General features: G+C 68.3%; 13 protein-coding genes, 3 tRNA genes and 1 pseudogene. 10 read left to right on the top strand and 7 right to left on the bottom strand.

The features are described from left to right. Window positions 1–128 precede the first annotated feature (128 nt). From IE083_RS01030 to IE083_RS01060, 7 genes are all read left to right on the top strand, one after another. Window positions 129–205 (top strand) — tRNA-Arg (locus IE083_RS01030). 236 nt (window positions 206–441) lie between these two features. Beyond that, window positions 442–1,320, top strand: a complete 879-nt coding sequence (locus IE083_RS01035; RefSeq protein ID WP_189351783.1) for an NUDIX hydrolase — start codon at window positions 442–444, stop codon at window positions 1,318–1,320. Window positions 1,321–1,573: 253 nt separating this feature from the next. Then, a complete protein-coding gene (locus tag IE083_RS01040; RefSeq protein ID WP_189351784.1) occupies window positions 1,574–2,929 on the top strand; it encodes an aldehyde dehydrogenase family protein in 1,356 nt (451 codons plus the stop codon). Window positions 2,930–3,010: 81 nt separating this feature from the next. Then, the gene (locus IE083_RS01045; protein WP_189351785.1) at window positions 3,011–3,643 is read left to right on the top strand and encodes an exopolysaccharide biosynthesis protein; all 633 of its coding nucleotides are present in this window, start codon (window positions 3,011–3,013) and stop codon (window positions 3,641–3,643) included. Window positions 3,644–3,809: 166 nt separating this feature from the next. Further along, window positions 3,810–4,427, top strand: coding sequence for a glutathione S-transferase family protein (locus IE083_RS01050; protein WP_189351786.1), 618 nt, complete (start codon window positions 3,810–3,812; stop codon window positions 4,425–4,427). Window position 4,428: 1 nt separating this feature from the next. Further along, a complete protein-coding gene (locus IE083_RS01055; protein WP_189351787.1) occupies window positions 4,429–4,761 on the top strand; it encodes a hypothetical protein in 333 nt (110 codons plus the stop codon). Beyond that, window positions 4,758–6,140, top strand: coding sequence for an FAD-binding oxidoreductase (locus IE083_RS01060; RefSeq protein ID WP_189351788.1), 1,383 nt, complete (start codon window positions 4,758–4,760; stop codon window positions 6,138–6,140). The genes IE083_RS01055 and IE083_RS01060 overlap by 4 nt, the downstream gene beginning before the upstream one ends. Before the next feature lie 338 nt (window positions 6,141–6,478). Here IE083_RS01060 and IE083_RS01065 read toward each other — a convergent pair whose 3' ends face one another. Both IE083_RS01065 and IE083_RS01070 read right to left on the bottom strand, forming a co-directional pair. Then, window positions 6,479–7,003: a response regulator transcription factor gene (locus IE083_RS01065; RefSeq protein WP_189351789.1), complete on the bottom strand. Its 525-nt coding sequence runs from the start codon at window positions 7,001–7,003 to the stop codon at window positions 6,479–6,481. Further along, complete coding sequence (locus tag IE083_RS01070) at window positions 7,000–8,244, bottom strand: sensor histidine kinase (RefSeq protein WP_189351790.1); 1,245 nt, start codon at window positions 8,242–8,244, stop codon at window positions 7,000–7,002. The genes IE083_RS01065 and IE083_RS01070 overlap by 4 nt, the downstream gene beginning before the upstream one ends. A 134-nt stretch (window positions 8,245–8,378) precedes the next feature. Between IE083_RS01070 and IE083_RS01075 the strand changes: the two genes are divergently transcribed. After that, window positions 8,379–8,463, top strand: a tRNA-Tyr gene (locus IE083_RS01075). Window positions 8,464–8,609: 146 nt separating this feature from the next. Continuing rightward, a pseudogene (locus tag IE083_RS15745) lies at window positions 8,610–8,678 on the top strand (GTP-binding protein); the annotation flags it as partial. 74 nt (window positions 8,679–8,752) lie between these two features. Here IE083_RS15745 and IE083_RS01080 read toward each other — a convergent pair. Beyond that, window positions 8,753–9,745, bottom strand: a complete 993-nt coding sequence (locus tag IE083_RS01080; RefSeq protein WP_189351791.1) for an isocitrate/isopropylmalate dehydrogenase family protein — start codon at window positions 9,743–9,745, stop codon at window positions 8,753–8,755. A 244-nt stretch (window positions 9,746–9,989) separates the two neighbouring features. On the opposite strand from IE083_RS01080, the gene IE083_RS01085 reads away from it, so the two are divergent. Next, a complete protein-coding gene (locus tag IE083_RS01085) occupies window positions 9,990–10,769 on the top strand; it encodes a ferredoxin--NADP reductase (RefSeq protein WP_189351792.1) in 780 nt (259 codons plus the stop codon). Window positions 10,770–10,945: 176 nt separating this feature from the next. Here the strand turns inward: IE083_RS01085 and IE083_RS01090 are convergent. From IE083_RS01090 to IE083_RS01105, 4 genes are all read right to left on the bottom strand, one after another. Beyond that, a tRNA-Pro gene (locus IE083_RS01090) sits at window positions 10,946–11,022 on the bottom strand. A gap of 98 nt (window positions 11,023–11,120) precedes the next feature. Further along, window positions 11,121–12,887, bottom strand: coding sequence for an exodeoxyribonuclease V subunit alpha (gene recD, locus IE083_RS01095; protein WP_189351793.1), 1,767 nt, complete (start codon window positions 12,885–12,887; stop codon window positions 11,121–11,123). Between the two features lie 223 nt (window positions 12,888–13,110). Further along, on the bottom strand, window positions 13,111–14,595 hold the full coding sequence (gene pap / locus IE083_RS01100; protein ID WP_189351794.1) for a polyphosphate:AMP phosphotransferase: 1,485 nt from the start codon (window positions 14,593–14,595) through the stop codon (window positions 13,111–13,113). Window positions 14,596–14,915: 320 nt separating this feature from the next. After that, on the bottom strand, window positions 14,916–15,452 hold the full coding sequence (locus IE083_RS01105) for an REP-associated tyrosine transposase (RefSeq protein WP_189351795.1): 537 nt from the start codon (window positions 15,450–15,452) through the stop codon (window positions 14,916–14,918). Between the last annotated feature and the right edge of the window lie 38 nt (window positions 15,453–15,490).

Genomic DNA, 15,490 nt, shown 5'->3' on the forward strand with positions numbered 1-15,490 from the left:
GGCAAATTATACGGAAAGGCCCCACACAAGGCAAAGGAGCCGGAAGCGCCCCTGCCATCGCGCAAACCGGCGGCCACGACTGGACGCTGCCGGTCGCTTGCGCTATTATCCGCCTGCTTTTCCTGACAGCACCCGTAGCTCAGTTGGATAGAGTGTCAGTTTCCGAAGCTGAAGGTCAGTGGTTCGATCCCACTCGGGTGCGCCAGTCTGCCGGATTGTCCGGCAGCCCGGAACCGTGTCCTGCGGTCCGGCCCGCCGCTACGGCGTTCTCCCCGCAACCAGCCCCCTGCCCGGCCATACCGGCTGGCGGACAGATCATGCGGCAACTGTTGTACATGCACACGCCGGCACGCGCAGCGGCCGCCATCCTGCCGCAAATTCCTGCCCGTCGCGGCAAATCTCCGTAAGATGTCGCCTTCACGAAAACTGGCAGGAGATGTCATGCAGCTGCAAGCCGTTACCGGCGCACTCGAACAGATTGTGTGCTACGACAAGACCGGTTATTTCCCCCTCGAACTCGCAGGTCAGCGTATCGGCTGTGTCAACGACATCTGGCGCGAACGCCTGCTGGCGCAGGAAGCGGCGATCTTCCGCGAGGAAAACGGCGTGCTGAAGGCGCTGGATGACGAGCCGGACTTCACCGCGCGCAGCGCCACCCTCGCCGCCGCCGCGCTGCGCTGGCGCGACGCCGGCTGGCTCAACGGCTGGCGCGACGAAAAATTCACCGCCTATTTCAGCGACGGCACACCGGCCTTCGCGATGGAACGCGCCGCGTTCCGTCCGCTGGGGCTGACCAGCCGCGCGGTGCACCTCAACGGCCTGCAGCGCATGGCCGACGGCGAGATCCGCATGTGGGTCGGCCGCCGCAGCCCGTTCAAGGACGTGGCGCCCAACCGCCTCGACAACCTGATGGGCGGCGGCATCGCCGCCGGCGAGAGCATCCAGATCGCGCTGGAGCGCGAGGGCTGGGAAGAAGCCGGCATCCCGCCGACGCGGCTGGAGCTGCTGCCGCAGACCGCGCTCTTGCTGGCCGAGCGCCCGGTGCCGCGCGGCCTGCACCGCGAATGGCTGTACGTGTTCGACCTGTGGCTGAAGGAAGGCGAAATCCCGCAGAACCAGGACGGTGAAGTGGCCGAGCACGTGCTGATGCCGCTGGCGGAAGTGGAACAGCATCTGGTCAACGGCCAGTTCATGAGCGATGCCGCGCTGACCGCCATCGACTGCCTGGCACGGCTGGGCTACTGGGGCGACGATGCCGCGCTGCACGCGCTGCTGGCCGGGGTGCGCGGCGTGCCCGGCACCGATACCGCCGGCCGCTGAGAACCTGTTCACACTCTGCCGTGCTTCGAGAAACGTTGCGCGGTGAGTACGGCTTCGGCATGCGTGTTTAAAGCCGGATAAACACCGCTTCCTCAGCCGTTTTCGCCTTGGTCTCGCGTAAGCGCGAGATCGTGAACACGTTCCAAGCCAACACAAGGTTGGCCGCAACCGTTGCGGCCAACCTTGCCGCCTGCCGCGGCGGATGGATTTTTGCTACAGTGACCATCTTTCCCCGTAGCCAAGCCGCCGCGTCATGACCGCCTTTACCAGCTGCAACCCTGCCTCCGGCGAGGTGGTGTACACCCGCCCCGCCCTGTCCGCCGATTCCCTGCCGCCACAACTGGCCGCACTGCGCCGCGCACAGCACGCGTGGTCGCACCTCGCGACCGCCGAACGCGCCGCGCGCCTGCTGCTGCTGGCCGACCAGCTGGCAGCCAGCCGGCATGCGCTGGCGGCCCTGGTGTCGCTGGAAGTGGGCAAGCTGGAGCGCGAATGCCTGGCCGAGATCGACAAATCGGTGCAGCTGATCCGCTACTACGCCGACCTGGCGCCGACGCTGCTGGCCAGCAAGGACATCGCCACCGGCGCCAGCAAGAGCGGCGTCGCCTTCGAGCCGCTGGGCATCGTGCTGGCGATCATGCCATGGAACTACCCGATCTGGCAGGTGCTACGCTTCGCGGTGCCGGCGCTGATGTCCGGCAACGCCTGCCTGGTGAAGCCGGCGCCGTCGGTGCCGCAGTGCAGCGCGCTGCTGCTGGACATCGTGCGTCAGGCCGGACTGGACGTGCTGGACATGGCATGGATCGAGCACGAGGCGGTCGACGACGCCATCCGCGGCTGCGACGCGGTGGCCTTCACCGGCTCCACCACCACCGGGCGCCAGATCGCGGCCATGGCCGGCCGCCACCTGAAGAAAACCGTGCTGGAGCTGGGTGGCAGCAACCCCTTCATCGTGCTGGCCGACGCTGACGTCGAGGCCGCCGCCAGCGAGGCCGCGCACTCGCGCTTTCGCGACGCGGGCCAAAGCTGCAACGCCGCCAAGCGCATGATCGTGGTGCCGGAGATCGCCGACGCCTTCGTCGCCGCCTTTCTCGAACACGTCCGCGCGCTGGTGCCCGGCCATCCGGCCGACGCCGCCACCACGCTGGCGCCGCTGACCCGTGCCGACCTGCGCGAGGCGCTGCACGCGCAGGTGCTGGATGCGCAGGGCCACGGCGCGCAGCTGCTGGCCGGCGGCCTCATGCCGCACGGCGCCGGCTTCTACTACCCGGCCACGGTGCTGGACCACGTCAACAGCGCCTGCCGCATCTACCACGAGGAGGTGTTCGGCCCGGTGGCCAGCATCCTGCGTGCGGCCAACGTCGACGACGCCATCCGTCTGGCCAACGACACCCCGTTCGGCCTCGGCGCCACCATCTTCAGCGCCGACACCGAGCAGGCGTGGCGGCTGGGGCGCGAGATCGAGGCCGGCGCGGTGTTCATCAACCGCTATACCAGCTCCGACCTGCGCCTGCCCTTCGGCGGCGTCAAGGCTTCCGGCTACGGCCGCGAGCTGTCCGAATTCGGACTGTACGAATTCGTCAACGTGAAGACCTACTGGCAAAAATAAGCCCCGTGGCGGCCGCGGCCTGCAACAAATTCGCCATGCGCCGGTCGCATAGTGCTTGTTGCCTTCATTCCGTGGACCGCCATGCTGCCTCACCACTCCCGCCCCGCCCGCACCCGCCGGGCGCGCGCGCTCCCTCCCCCGCTGTCGCACGCCACCCTGGGCGAGGCCGTCGGCCGCCACCCGCGCCAGCAGTTGCGCTGGCTCGGGCTGCTGGCGCTGCCGCTGCTGTTGCCGCTGACCGTACCCGGCATGGCCACCAGCGTCGGCGCGCTGTGCCTGCTGCTGGCCGGCGGCCTGCTGCTGGCGCGACCGGTGGCACTGCCGGCATGGCTGGCGCAACGCCGCCTGCCGCCGGCGCTGGGCGAGCGCCTGCAAGGGCTGCTGGCCCGGCTCAACCAGCACCTGCTGGCACGCAGCCGGCCGCGACTGTTGCGGCTCAGCTCGCCGCGCTACCGCTACCTCAATGGCGGCATGCTGGCGCTGGCCGGGCTGTCGATGATGGTGCCAGTGCCGGTGATCTCCTTCGACAATATGGTGCCCGCCGCCGCGGTGGCGCTGCTGGCGTGGGGGCTGCGATTGCGCGACGGCGCGCTGCTGCTGGCCGGCTACGTCGCCACCGTGCTGGCGTGGGTCTATGTCGCGCTGCTGTGGTGGGCCGGCGCCGAAATCCTGGCCTGGGGCTACCGCCTGCTGCGCGGCGGCTGGACCGGTTAAGCGCCACGCCCCAATCCTGCGTGGCGCCGCCTTGCCCTGCGCCTGCTACGATCGGCATCGGCGCGCCCGGGGACGCGGCGAGGCGTTGCCAGCAGCGCCAGGCCGCCACTTGCGCGTATCATCGGGGGCTTGAGCGGGCAGCGCCCGTCTGGCACAGGATTCCCCCATGAGCAGTCTCATCCTCTACGGCAACTGCCTCTCCGGCCACAGCTACAAGATCAGGCTGGCGCTGGTGCTGGGCAAGGTTGCACACCAATACCGCCACGTTGCGCTGCCCACGCCGCGCGCAGAGCGCCCGGCCGACTTCCGCGCCGCCAGCCGCTGGGACGAGGTGCCGGCACTGGTGGTCGACGGCGTGGCGATGGTGCAATCCAACGCCATCCTGCAGTGGCTGGCGGAGAACCAGGGCGTGCTCGCCGGCCAGCCAGGCGAGCGCCAGGTGCTGCGCGAATGGCTGAGCTGGGAGAGCAACCGCATCGGCCTGTCGCTGCCCAATCTGCGCTACGCGCGCCGTTTTGAGCCACAGCCGGCGGCAGTCGAAGCCTGGCTGGAACAGCGCTGCCGCGCCGACCTCGACGTGCTGGACGCGCAACTGGCGACGCAGGACTACCTGCTCGCCGGCGGCCTGTCGCTCGCCGACCTGTCGGCCAGCGCCTACCTGTGGTGGGCCGCCGACGCCGGCATCGACCTGCAAGCTTGGCCGCAGGTTGGCGCCTGGCTGGCGCGCATCGCCGCCCAGCCCGGCTGGCAGCATCCGGACGCGCTGATGGCGCCGGAGAACTGACATGAGCGCGCCGCAGCGCATCTGGCTGGCCCGCGCCGCACCGGCCAAACCGGCGTCCGGCGCCGTCTGCAACGGTTGCGGGGTGTGCTGCGCCGCGGCGCCCTGCCCGTTGTCCCGCCTGCTGCTGCGCCACCGTGACGGCGCCTGCCCGGCGCTGCAGTGGCAGGCTACGGCCGCGCGCTACCACTGCGGCCTGCTCACCGCCCCCACCCACTACCTGCGCTGGCTACCCGCCGTCGCCGTGCCGCTGTTCGCGCGACTGGCGCGACGCTATCTGGCCATCGGCGCCGGCTGCGACTCCGACACCAGCGCCGAACCGGAAACCACGTCATGACCGATCTGCTTGCGCCACTGGCCGCCATTGTCGGCGCCGCCAACCTGCTGACCGCACCGCACGACATCGCGCCCTTCATTACCGACTACCGCGGCCGCTACCACGGGGCGCCGCTGGCGGTGGCGCTGCCGGCCAGCCGCGACGAGGTGGCGGCGCTGGTGCGCTTCTGCGCCGCCCACCGCATCGCCATCGTGCCGCAGGGCGGCAACACCTCCACCTGCGGCGCGGCGACGCCGGACGGCAGCGGCCGGCAGCTGCTGATCGCCTTTCGGCGCCTGAACCGCATCCGTGCCGTCGACGCGGCCAACCAGACCATCACCGTCGAGGCCGGCTGCACGCTGGCGGCGGTGCAGGCGGCGGCGGCCGATGCCGGGCTGCTGTTCCCGCTGTCGCTGGCGAGCGAGGGCAGCTGCCAGATCGGCGGCAACCTGTCCACCAACGCCGGCGGCCTCGCCGTGCTGCGTTTCGGCACCATGCGCGAGCTGACCCTGGGGCTGGAGGTGGTGCTGCCGGACGGCCAGCTGCTGGACGCGCTGACCGCGCTGCGCAAGGACACCAGCGGCCTGGACGTGAAGCAGCTGTTCATCGGCGCCGAGGGCCAGCTCGGGCTGATCACCGCCGCCACGCTGAAGCTGTTCCCGCAGCCCACCGCGCACGCCACCGCGCTGCTCGGCGTCGCCGGCGCCGACGAAGCCATCGCCACCCTCAACGCGCTGCAGGCGGCGTTCGGCGACCGGCTGACCAGCTTCGAGATGATGTCCGAGGTGTGCCAGCAGCTGCTCGACAAGTACCAGCCGGGCGCGCTGCCGTTTACGGCGCCGTGGGCGCTGCTGGTCGAGCTGTCCGACAGCGGCGACAACACCAGCCTGCAGGAGCGGCTGCTGCAGTGGCTGGCCGCGCGCGGCCTCGGCGACGGCGTGCTGGCGCAGAACGACAGCGAACGCGCGCGGCTGTGGCAGCTGCGCGAGCAGATGTCGGAGCTGCAAAAGCGCGACGGCCCCAGCATCAAGCACGATATCGGCGTGCCGACCTCGGCGATCCCGGCCTTTCTCGACGCCTGCGGCGCCGCGCTGCAGGCCGCCTTCCCCGGTGTGCGCATCGTCGCCTTCGGCCACGCCGGCGACGGCAACCTGCACTACAACATCAGCCACACCCGCCCCGGCAATGCCGAGTTGTTTGCCGACGAGGACGCGGTCAACGCCATCGTCTACGAACAGGTCCACCGCCTGCGCGGCACGCTGGCGGCCGAGCACGGCGTCGGCCAGCTCAAGGGCCACTGGCTGCAACGCTACAAGGACCCGGCGGCGCTGGCGGTGATGCGCGCGGTGAAACAGGCGCTCGATCCGCAACACATCATGAACCCGGGCAAGTGGCTGTAACGCGCCAGTCCCGCCCCCAAAACGATGCGGCCAACCTTGAACCAAGGTTGGCCGCATTGTCGTATCCGCTGCCGGCCGGCAAAAACGGCAGGCAAAAAAAATCCCCTGAGGGTTTCCGCAGGGGCCAACACGAGGAAGAAACACCACACCGGCACAGGGCCGACGGATGCTTCGAGGGGCTAACACCACAAAAACCTTTCGGCTTGAGTGCAGCGCACAATTTAAGGCAATTGCTCTAATTTGTCCACTGCTTTATCAGTAGTTTAGGGCCTGTTAACACTTGTTTTGTCACAGCGCCGGCCCGGACGCCGTACCGTTGTTCTGCGCCAGCGGGCCGGTCAATCGTGCACCGGGTGCTTGGCCAGCATGCGCTGCACGCTGCGGCGGTGCATGTTCAGCGCACGCGCGGTGGCAGAGACATTGCCGTTGTTCTCAGCCAGCACCCGCTGCAGGTGTTCCCAGCTGATGCGCTTCAGTGACATCGGCGCGGCCGGCAGCGCACATTCCGGATTTGCCGCCACCGCACCGAGCGCGGCGAGAATCTCGTCGGCGCCGGCCGGTTTGGCCAGATAGTTGACCGCGCCCAGCTTCACCGCCTCCACTGCGGTGGCAATGCTGGCATAGCCGGTCAGCACCAGCAGCCTGGCCTGCGGCGCCACCGCCAGCAGTTGCGGCAGCAGGCGCAGGCCGCTGTCGCCGTCGAGGTTAAGGTCGAGGATGATCGCCTGCGGCGCAGCGGCCGCTTCCTGCAGTGCCGCGGCCACGTTGGCCGCATGGCGTACCGTATGGCCGCGTCGCTGCAGGCTGCGCGCCAGCATCGCGGCAAATGCCGCATCGTCCTCTACCAGCAGGATGTCCATCATGTGTCGCCCTCCAGTGGCAGCCGCAGCGTGGCGCACACGCCGCCGGCAGCATCGTTTTCCAGACGCAATTCGCCGCCCAGGTGCGACAGCGTCACGTGTGACAGCATCACCCCGAGGCCGAGGCCGGCCGGCTTATCGCTGTCCAGCGGCGCCAGCCCGGCCCGCGCCAGCTGCGCGGCGCTGAGCCGGCCGCGGCGGTTGCGGATACATAATTGCAGCTGGCCGGCAACGATGGCGGCATCCAGCTCCACCTCGCCGCCGCCGGCCTCCGCCGCGTTGTTGAGCAGGTTGAACAGCGCCGGCCAGAAGCGCGGGTCCGGCGCCATCGCCGGCCCGCCGTGCAGCAGGCCGTCGCGCTGCAGCCGCACCCCCGGCCGCGTCGCCTGCCAGCCCTGCAGCTGCTGCGCCAGCGTATCGCCGATGGGCTGCGGCGGCGGCCGCCTCTCGGCGCCGGCCTTCAGCTGCACCAGCGCCTGGCGGCACAGCGCCAGCTGCTGCCGCATCAGTTGCAGATCGGCCTGCAGCGCGGCATCGCCGGCGGTACCGGCGCACAGCTCGTCGCACAGCAGGGTCAGCGTATTGAGCGGCGTCGACAGGCTGTGCGCGGTGCCCGCCGCCTGCACGCCCAGCGCCACCAGCTGCTCGTCGCGCAGCTGCGCCTCGCGCGCCTGCGCCAGCGCCGCCTCGCGCTGTGCCAGCTGCCGCGCCAGCGACGACACGAAGCCGGTCAGCAGCAGCACCGACACGGCAAAGGTCAGCCACATGCCGACCAGATGCAGGCGGAAGGCGTAGGCAGCATCGTCACCGGCCAGCGGCCACGGCAGGTGCCAGCCAAACAGCAGCGCATAGCCGCCCAGGCTCAGCAGCGCCAGCAGCCACGCCTGGCGCGGCGGCAGCAGCAGCGCCGCCAGCAGCACCGGCGGCAGGTACAGCGAGGCCAGCGGGTTGGCGGCGCCGCCGCTGAAAGCCAGCACCTCGGAGAGCACCAGCACGTCGCCGAACAGGCCCAGCGCCAGCTGCGAGCGTGGCGGCAACGGCCAGTGCCGCAGCACGAGATTGAGCAGCGCCAGCGTCGCCAGCGCCTGTGCCAGCAGCAGCCATGGCAGCCGCAGCGCCAGCAGCGCGGCCAGTGCCAGGGTCAGCAGCGCCGCGCCCAGCATCAGCCAGCGCAGACGCCGCACCGCCTGCGCCACCGGCCCAAGGTTGGCCGCAAACAATGCCGGAAACGTGGAAGTCATCATGGCGGCTACTTTAGCATCGCCGTCGCCCTGCGCGGCAGGCTGCGACGATTTGTCGCGGCCGCCGGGCGTGTCTTTTGCCGATCGCAGGGTTGACAATCCAGCCGCGGACAACTAATATGCGCCTGCTCTTGCAGGGGGGGATTCCCGAGCGGTCAAAGGGATCAGACTGTAAATCTGACGGCTCAGCCTTCGAAGGTTCGAATCCTTCTCCCCCCACCACAAGACTCATCAAGGCCCTGCGCACCGCGTCAGGGCTTTTTTGTTTTTCACGTCGCCACCGCAGGGCCGGCTCAGAGCCGTGCCAGCACCGCATCGCAAAACGCCGCCGTCCCGGNACTCATTTTATTGTATTCAGGGAATTTGCCATGGCTAAGGAAAAGTTTGCGCGGACCAAGCCGCACGTAAACGTTGGTACCATCGGTCACGTGGACCATGGNCAAGACTCATCAAGGCCCTGCGCACCGCGTCAGGGCTTTTTTGTTTTTCACGTCGCCACCGCAGGGCCGGCTCAGAGCCGTGCCAGCACCGCATCGCAAAACGCCGCCGTCCCGGCGTCCCCGCCGAGGTCGGGCGTGGCGATGCCGTCGCCCAGCGTGCGCCGCACCGCCTGCTCCAGCGTTGCGGCCAACGTTGGCCGCGCCCACCAGTGGCGCAGCAGCAGCGCCAGCGACAGCAAGCTGGCCACCGGGTTGGCGATGCCACGGCCGGCGATGTCCGGCGCCGAGCCGTGCACCGGCTCGGCGATCGCCGCCTCGGCGCCCAGATTCAGCGACGCCGCCACGCCCAGCCCGCCACCGAACGCCGCCGCCAGATCGGACAGGATATCGCCGTAGAGATTGGGTGCCAGCAGCACGTCGAAACCCTGCGCTGCCTGCGCCAGCTTCAGCGCGGCGGTGTCGACCAGCAGCTCGTCCACCGCGATCTGCGGATAATCCGCCGCCACAGCACGCGCCGCGTCGCGGAACAGGCCGTCGGTGAGCGGCATGATGTTGGCCTTGTGCACGATGGTCACGCGCCGGCGGCCGCCGTCCTGCGCCAGCCGGAACGCGGTCTCGGCGACGCGGCGCGAGGCGGCACGGGTGATGCGCTTGATGGCGGTGGCGGTGTCGCCGTCGGACTGCTCCTCGCCGACGTACAGGTCTTCGGTGTTCTCGCGCACGATCAGCAGGTCGATGCCCCCGGCCGCGCCGCAGCCAGGCAGGCTCAGGGTTGGCCGCACATTGGCGTGGCAGCCCAGCTCGCGCCGTAGCTGCACGATGGGCGAGCGGTAGCCGGCCACCGGATAGGCCGGCGAGCTGACCGCGCCGAACAGCACCGCGCCACAATCGCGCGCCGCCGCCAGCGTGGCCGCCGGCAGTGCCGTGCCCTGCTGCCGGAAGGTGTCCCAGCCGGCCTCGGCGTCGACGGTCTGCAGATCCGGCAGCAGCCGGCGCAACACCCGCACCGCCTGCGGCACCACCTCGCGACCGATGCCGTCGCCGTTTATCACGCACAGTTTCATGCCCTGATCTCTCCAACGTGTTGTTGCACAGCAACATATCGTGCCGCCAGCGGCAGGGCAAGTCACCCCGCCGCAGGCCCCGGCAAGCGCGTCACGGCGGGCCATTCGAGAACCAGTATCATTCTGCCACCAGACACCCACAAGAAAAGCAATAAAGACAGAACATTTACATCCAAGCAGTTATTTGGAAGTCGGGTTAGAATATGCACTTGTTGAATTTGCCCGTTTGATAAAGACGACACTCATGGCCACTCTTTCCTCCGAAACCGTCCTGTCCGTTCACCACTGGAACGATACCCTGTTCAGCTTCACCTGCACCCGCGACCCCGGCCTGCGCTTCATCAACGGCCAGTTCGTGATGATCGGTCTGGAAGTGAACGGCAAACCGCTGATCCGCGCCTACTCGGTGGCCAGCGCCAACTGGGAAGAGCATCTTGAATTTTACTCGATCAAAGTGCCGAACGGTCCGCTGACCTCGCGCCTGCAGAACATCCAGCCGGGCGACAAGGTGGTGATCTCCGGCAAGCCGACCGGCACCCTGGTGCAGGACAACCTGCTGCCGGACGCCAAGAACCTGTACCTGCTGTCCACCGGTACCGGCCTCGCCCCGTTCATGTCCATCATCAAGGACCCGGACGTGTACGACCGCTACGAAAAAATCGTGCTGATCCACGGTGTACGCTGGGTCAGCGAGCTGGGCTACCAGGACTACATCACCAAGGAACTGGCCGAGCACGAATTCCTGGGCGAGATGATCCGCGAAAAGCTGATCTACTACCCGACCGTGACGCGCGAGCCGTTCCGCAACCAGGGCCGCCTGACCGACCTGATCCTGAACGGCAAGCTGGCCAGCGATATCGGCCTGCCGCAGATGAACCCGCAAACCGACCGCGCACTGCTGTGCGGCAGCCCGGCGATGCTGGAAGACACCTGCAAGATGCTGGACAGCCTCGGCTTCATTGAGTCGCCACGCATGGGTGAGCCCGGCCACTACGCCATCGAACGCGCCTTCGTCGAAAAGTAATACCGGCCCTGCCGCTTGCGGCCAGCCTGTCACACCCCGCCGCGTGCGGGGTGTTTTCTTTAGAACGCCCAGCCGGCGGGAGTGGCCGCACACAAACGACAACGGCCCGCCAGAATGATCTGGTGGGCCGCAGATACGCAAAAGCCAGTCATCACGCGGATGACTGGCTTTCATGTTGGTCGGAGTACAAGGATTCGAACCTTGGACCTCCTGCTCCCAAAGCAGGCGCACTACCGGGCTGTGCTACACTCCGTTACTTCCGAAGAAGTGGGGCACATTGTAGTCAACAGCCCTTATTGCGTCAAGACATTAATTAAAATAATGCCATGACTACAGTCATCGTGCTGCGGGTCAATGACCCTCCGCAACGGCCTCCGCCCCGGCCGACAGCAGGCCGTACGCCCCCGGCTGCGGCCACAGCCGCCCGGCAAGGCCGGATTGCCGCGGCGGCGCGTTGAGCACGCCGGCCTCCAGCACCGCCGGGTTGCCGGCCAGCACGAACATATCGCGGGCGCGGGTAATCGCGGTATACACCAGTGCGCGGGTCAGTACCGCGCTCGGCGCCGCCGGCAGCGCCAGCCACACGCTGGCGAACTCCGAACCCTGCGACTTGTGCACCGTCATCGCGTACACGGTGTCGTGCTCCGGCAACCGCGCCGGCGCCACCTCACGCCAGCCGCCGTCGGTGGTGGGGAACACCACCCGCAGCCGCCCTTCCCGCGCCACGGTGAGGCCGATGTCGCCGTTGAACAGCCCGATGCCGTAGTCGTTGCGCGTCACCATCACCGGGCGGCCGGCGTACCAGTCGCTGCCGGCGGCCTTGCGGCCCAGCTTTTCCAGCTCGGTCTCGATCTGCGCGTTGATGGCCGCCACCGTGTGCCGCTCCGCCGCCAGCAGCATGAAGCGGTGGAAGGCGGCAAACAGCGGCGCCCAGTCGCTGTCGGCCTCATCCAGCTGCGCCAGCGCCTGCCAGTAGCCGGCGCGCTGCGCCAGCAGGCCGGCGCCATCGGGCAGTGCCGGCTGCAGCTGGATGTCGGATAGCTCGGGCTGTGCCAGCAAGGCGTGCACCTCGTCCAGCGCCGCGGCATTGACCGCGCGCGCCAGGCGGCCGATGCCGGAGTCGGCACCGAAGCGGTGGCTTTTCTGCAGCACCACCACGCTGTCGGCGAGGATGGCGCTGTCGTCGATGTCGCCGGGCAGGCTGACGCCCGCTGCGGCCAACCTTTGCGCCGTGTCGCTGCGCCACGCCTGCCGGCTGCAGATGTCGCCCAGCACCGCACCGGCTTCCACCGAGGCCAGCTGGTCGCGGTCGCCAAGCAGAATCAGCCGCGCGTGCGACGGCAGCGCCGCCACCGTCTGCGCCATCAGGCTCAAGTCCACCATCGACGCCTCGTCCACCACCAGCACGTCCAGCGGCAGGGGGTTGGCCGCATGCTGCCGTGGCCGCGCGGTGCCGGGGATCAGCCCGATCAGGCGGTGCAGCGTCTGCGCCTTGTCCGGTAGCTGCGCGCGTACCGCGTCCGCCACCGGCAGCGCATCGCGCGCGGCGCGCACCGATTCGGTCAGCCGCGCCGCCGCCTTGCCGGTCGGCGCCGCCATCGCCATCACCAGCGGCCGTGGCGACAATGCCGCCAGCGCCGCCAGCAGCCGCACCACGGTGGTGGTCTTGCCGGTGCCGGGGCCGCCGGAGATCACCATGAAGCGGCGCTCGGTGGCCAGCCGCGCGGCCAGCCGCTGCCAGTCGCCGGCATCGGCTGGCCCGAACAGCGCGTCCAGCACGCTCTCGATATCGCCGCCCAGCGGCTGCGGGTCGCGCGCCAGCCGCGTCAGCGCCGCCACCAGCTGCGTCTCGTCCTGCCAGTGGCGCGCGAGGTACAGCCGCCCGCCCTCGTCCAGCACCAGCGGCGTGTAATTGCCGGCGCGGCCGGCCAGCGGGCTGTGCCGCAGCCGCGCGTAGTCGTCGCCGGACAGGCCGGCCAGGCAGACGTGGCCGCCGGCCACCGCCGCCAGCAACCGTTGCAGCAAGGGCTGCAGCGCCGGGCCGTGCTCGGGGTCCAGCCGCGCGAACAGGCGCGCGAGCTGGTCGGGAAGAAAGCTGTCGCTGACAGTGGCAGTCATGGGCAAACCTGGCAAAAGACGTTGGAAGGTGTTCACGATCGCGCGCGCTCACGCGAGACCGGGCGCAAACGGCTGCGCAGGCGGCGTTTATCCGGAGATAAACCTGCAGGCCACAGCCGTTTTCAAGGTGATGTCACCCCATTGATATACAGCGGATCGTGAACAGGCGCTTACCCGCCGCAGCGGGTAAGCGGAATCGGCATCACGATACCGCACGGTGCGCTCAGGCGCCCAGCTTCGCCTCCAGCGCCTCGCAGATGGTGGTCAGGATCCTGATGCGCGCGTAGTACTTGTTGTTGGCCGGCACCAGCGTCCACGGCACCGCGCTGGTGCTGGTGCGGTCGATCATGTCGCACACCGCCACCTTGTAGTCGTCCCACTTGTCGCGGTTGCGCCAGTCTTCCTCGGTGATCTTGAAGCGCTTGAAGCCGGTTTCCTCGCGCGACTTGAAGCGCGCCAGCTGCTCGTCGGCGCTGATCGCCAGCCAGAACTTGAGCACGATGGCGTTGTTGTCGCGCAGCTGGTGCTCGAAGTCGTTGATCTCGTAGTAGCCGCGCATCCAGTCGGCGGTTTCGGCAAAGCCTTCCACCCGCTCCACCAGCACGCGGCCGTACCAGCTGCGGTCGAAGATGGCGACCTTGCCCTTGCCCGGCACGTGACGCCAGAAGCGCCACAGCCACGGCTGTGCGCGTTCCTCGTCGGTGGGAGCGGCTATCGGCACCACGCGGTAGCGGCGGGCATCCAGCGCCTGGGTGATGCGGCGGATGGCACCGCCCTTGCCGGCCGCGTCGTTGCCCTCGAAGGCCAGCACCAGCGAGTGCTCGGCGAACTTCGGATGCCGCGTCAGCCCGTTCAGCCGCCCCTGCAGCGCCTCCAGCTGCCGCTGGTAGTCGCCCTTGGACAGCGCCTGATCCAGCTGCAGCGATTCCAGCAGCAGCTTGTTGTCCGCCGGCGGCGTGATCGCCGCCACGTCGGAGCGCGCCTGCCACACGTGATCCAGCGCCAGCCGCTGCTGCAGCGCCTGCAACAGCGCGCGGCCGACGGTCAGGCTGCGGTAGTTGGCATCCTCGCCGTCCACCACCAGCCACGGCGCGTAGGCGGTGTTGGTCAGCCGCATCATGTGCTCGGCATTGTTCTTGATGCGGCTGTACTGGCCGTGGTGCTTCCAGTCGGCCTCGGTCACCCGCCACGCGGTGGCCGGGTCCTTTTCCAGCAGCTTCAGCCGCTTCTTCTGCTTGTCCTCGGCCAGGTGCAGCCAGAACTTCAGCACCAGCACGCCGTCGTTGGCCAGCATGCGCTCGAAGCGCAGGATGTCGAACAGCTGCTTGTCGAAGGCGTCGCGGTTGGTCTTGCTGTCGACACGGTCGAACAGCGCATCGGAATAGTAGGAGCCGAAGAACATGCCGATGCGGCCCTTGGCCGGCAGCTCGCGCCAGTAGCGCCACATCCACGGCCGCTCGCGCGCGTCGTCGTTGGGCTTGTCAAACGCCGCGGTGTGGATCAGGCGCGGGTCCAGCCACTCGTTGATCTGGCTCAGCGTCTCGCCGCGGCCGGCGCCGTCCATTCCGTGGATCAGCAGCAAGAGCGGGAATTCGCCGCGCTCTTTCAGCTCGTACTGCACTTCCAGCAGCGCCTCGCGCAGCGCGGCCTCCTCGGCCTTGTAAGTGCTCTTGTCGATGACGTGGCCGATCTCGGCGGATTCAAACATGGGGCGATCCTTTGCAAGGTTGGCCGCAAGCGGCGCAGGTGGCGATGCTCAATGACATGATTGTAACGGCAATGTCAGCGGCACCGGGGCGGCCATTGCAACACGGATCGGCCGGTAAGATCGCGACCAGGATCAAGGCTTGCGCTCGTCATGGCGGTGGCTGCTTGCGGCCAACCTTGGTGAGGCGGCAGCAACGTCGGGTTACGCTGCGCTAACCCGACCTACAGGCGGAGTTGGTACCGGCATGGCTGTGGTAATGCGGCGGATTGGAACACGATGTCAGGGGTAGGTCGGGTTAGCGCAGCGTAACCCGACGATGCTCATTCCGCGCCAAGGTCGTCCGTCATCGCCCAGTCCGCGCCCCACTCCAGCGGATACACACCGTCACGCACATAACGCAAAAAACTGGAATACGGCCAATCCCGCGCATGCGCCACCAGGCCATGCCTGACCGGGTTGTAGTGGATATATTCGACGTGACGGCGAAAGTCGTCGTCATCGCGCAGCAGATGTTCCCAGTAACGGTTCTGCCATACCGCCTGCTGCCCCTTGCGTTGCCGCACCGCCTGCGGCTGTCCCCGCCAGCAGGGATCGCACGCCTTGGTAAAACCGGTTTTGATCAGGCGCCAGCGCAGCGCATAGTCCGCATCGCCGGGCGGCAGGGTCCAGATGCAGTGCAGATGATCCGGCATCACCACCGCCGCATTGATCTGGAACGGGTAGCGTTGCCTGACCTCCCGAAACACGTCCCGCAACAGGTTCACCTCTTTTTCCGCGACAAATACCGGCCGCCGCTGCTCGGTAACCACCGTAAAAAAGTAGCTTGCGCCGGCAAGCAAGGCACGACGGTATTGCATGGCACGTTTTCCTTTCCCGGGCACCCGGCAACGACGTC

It is taken from the genome of Vogesella fluminis (assembly GCF_014652335.1).
GTDB lineage: Bacteria > Pseudomonadota > Gammaproteobacteria > Burkholderiales > Chromobacteriaceae > Vogesella > Vogesella fluminis.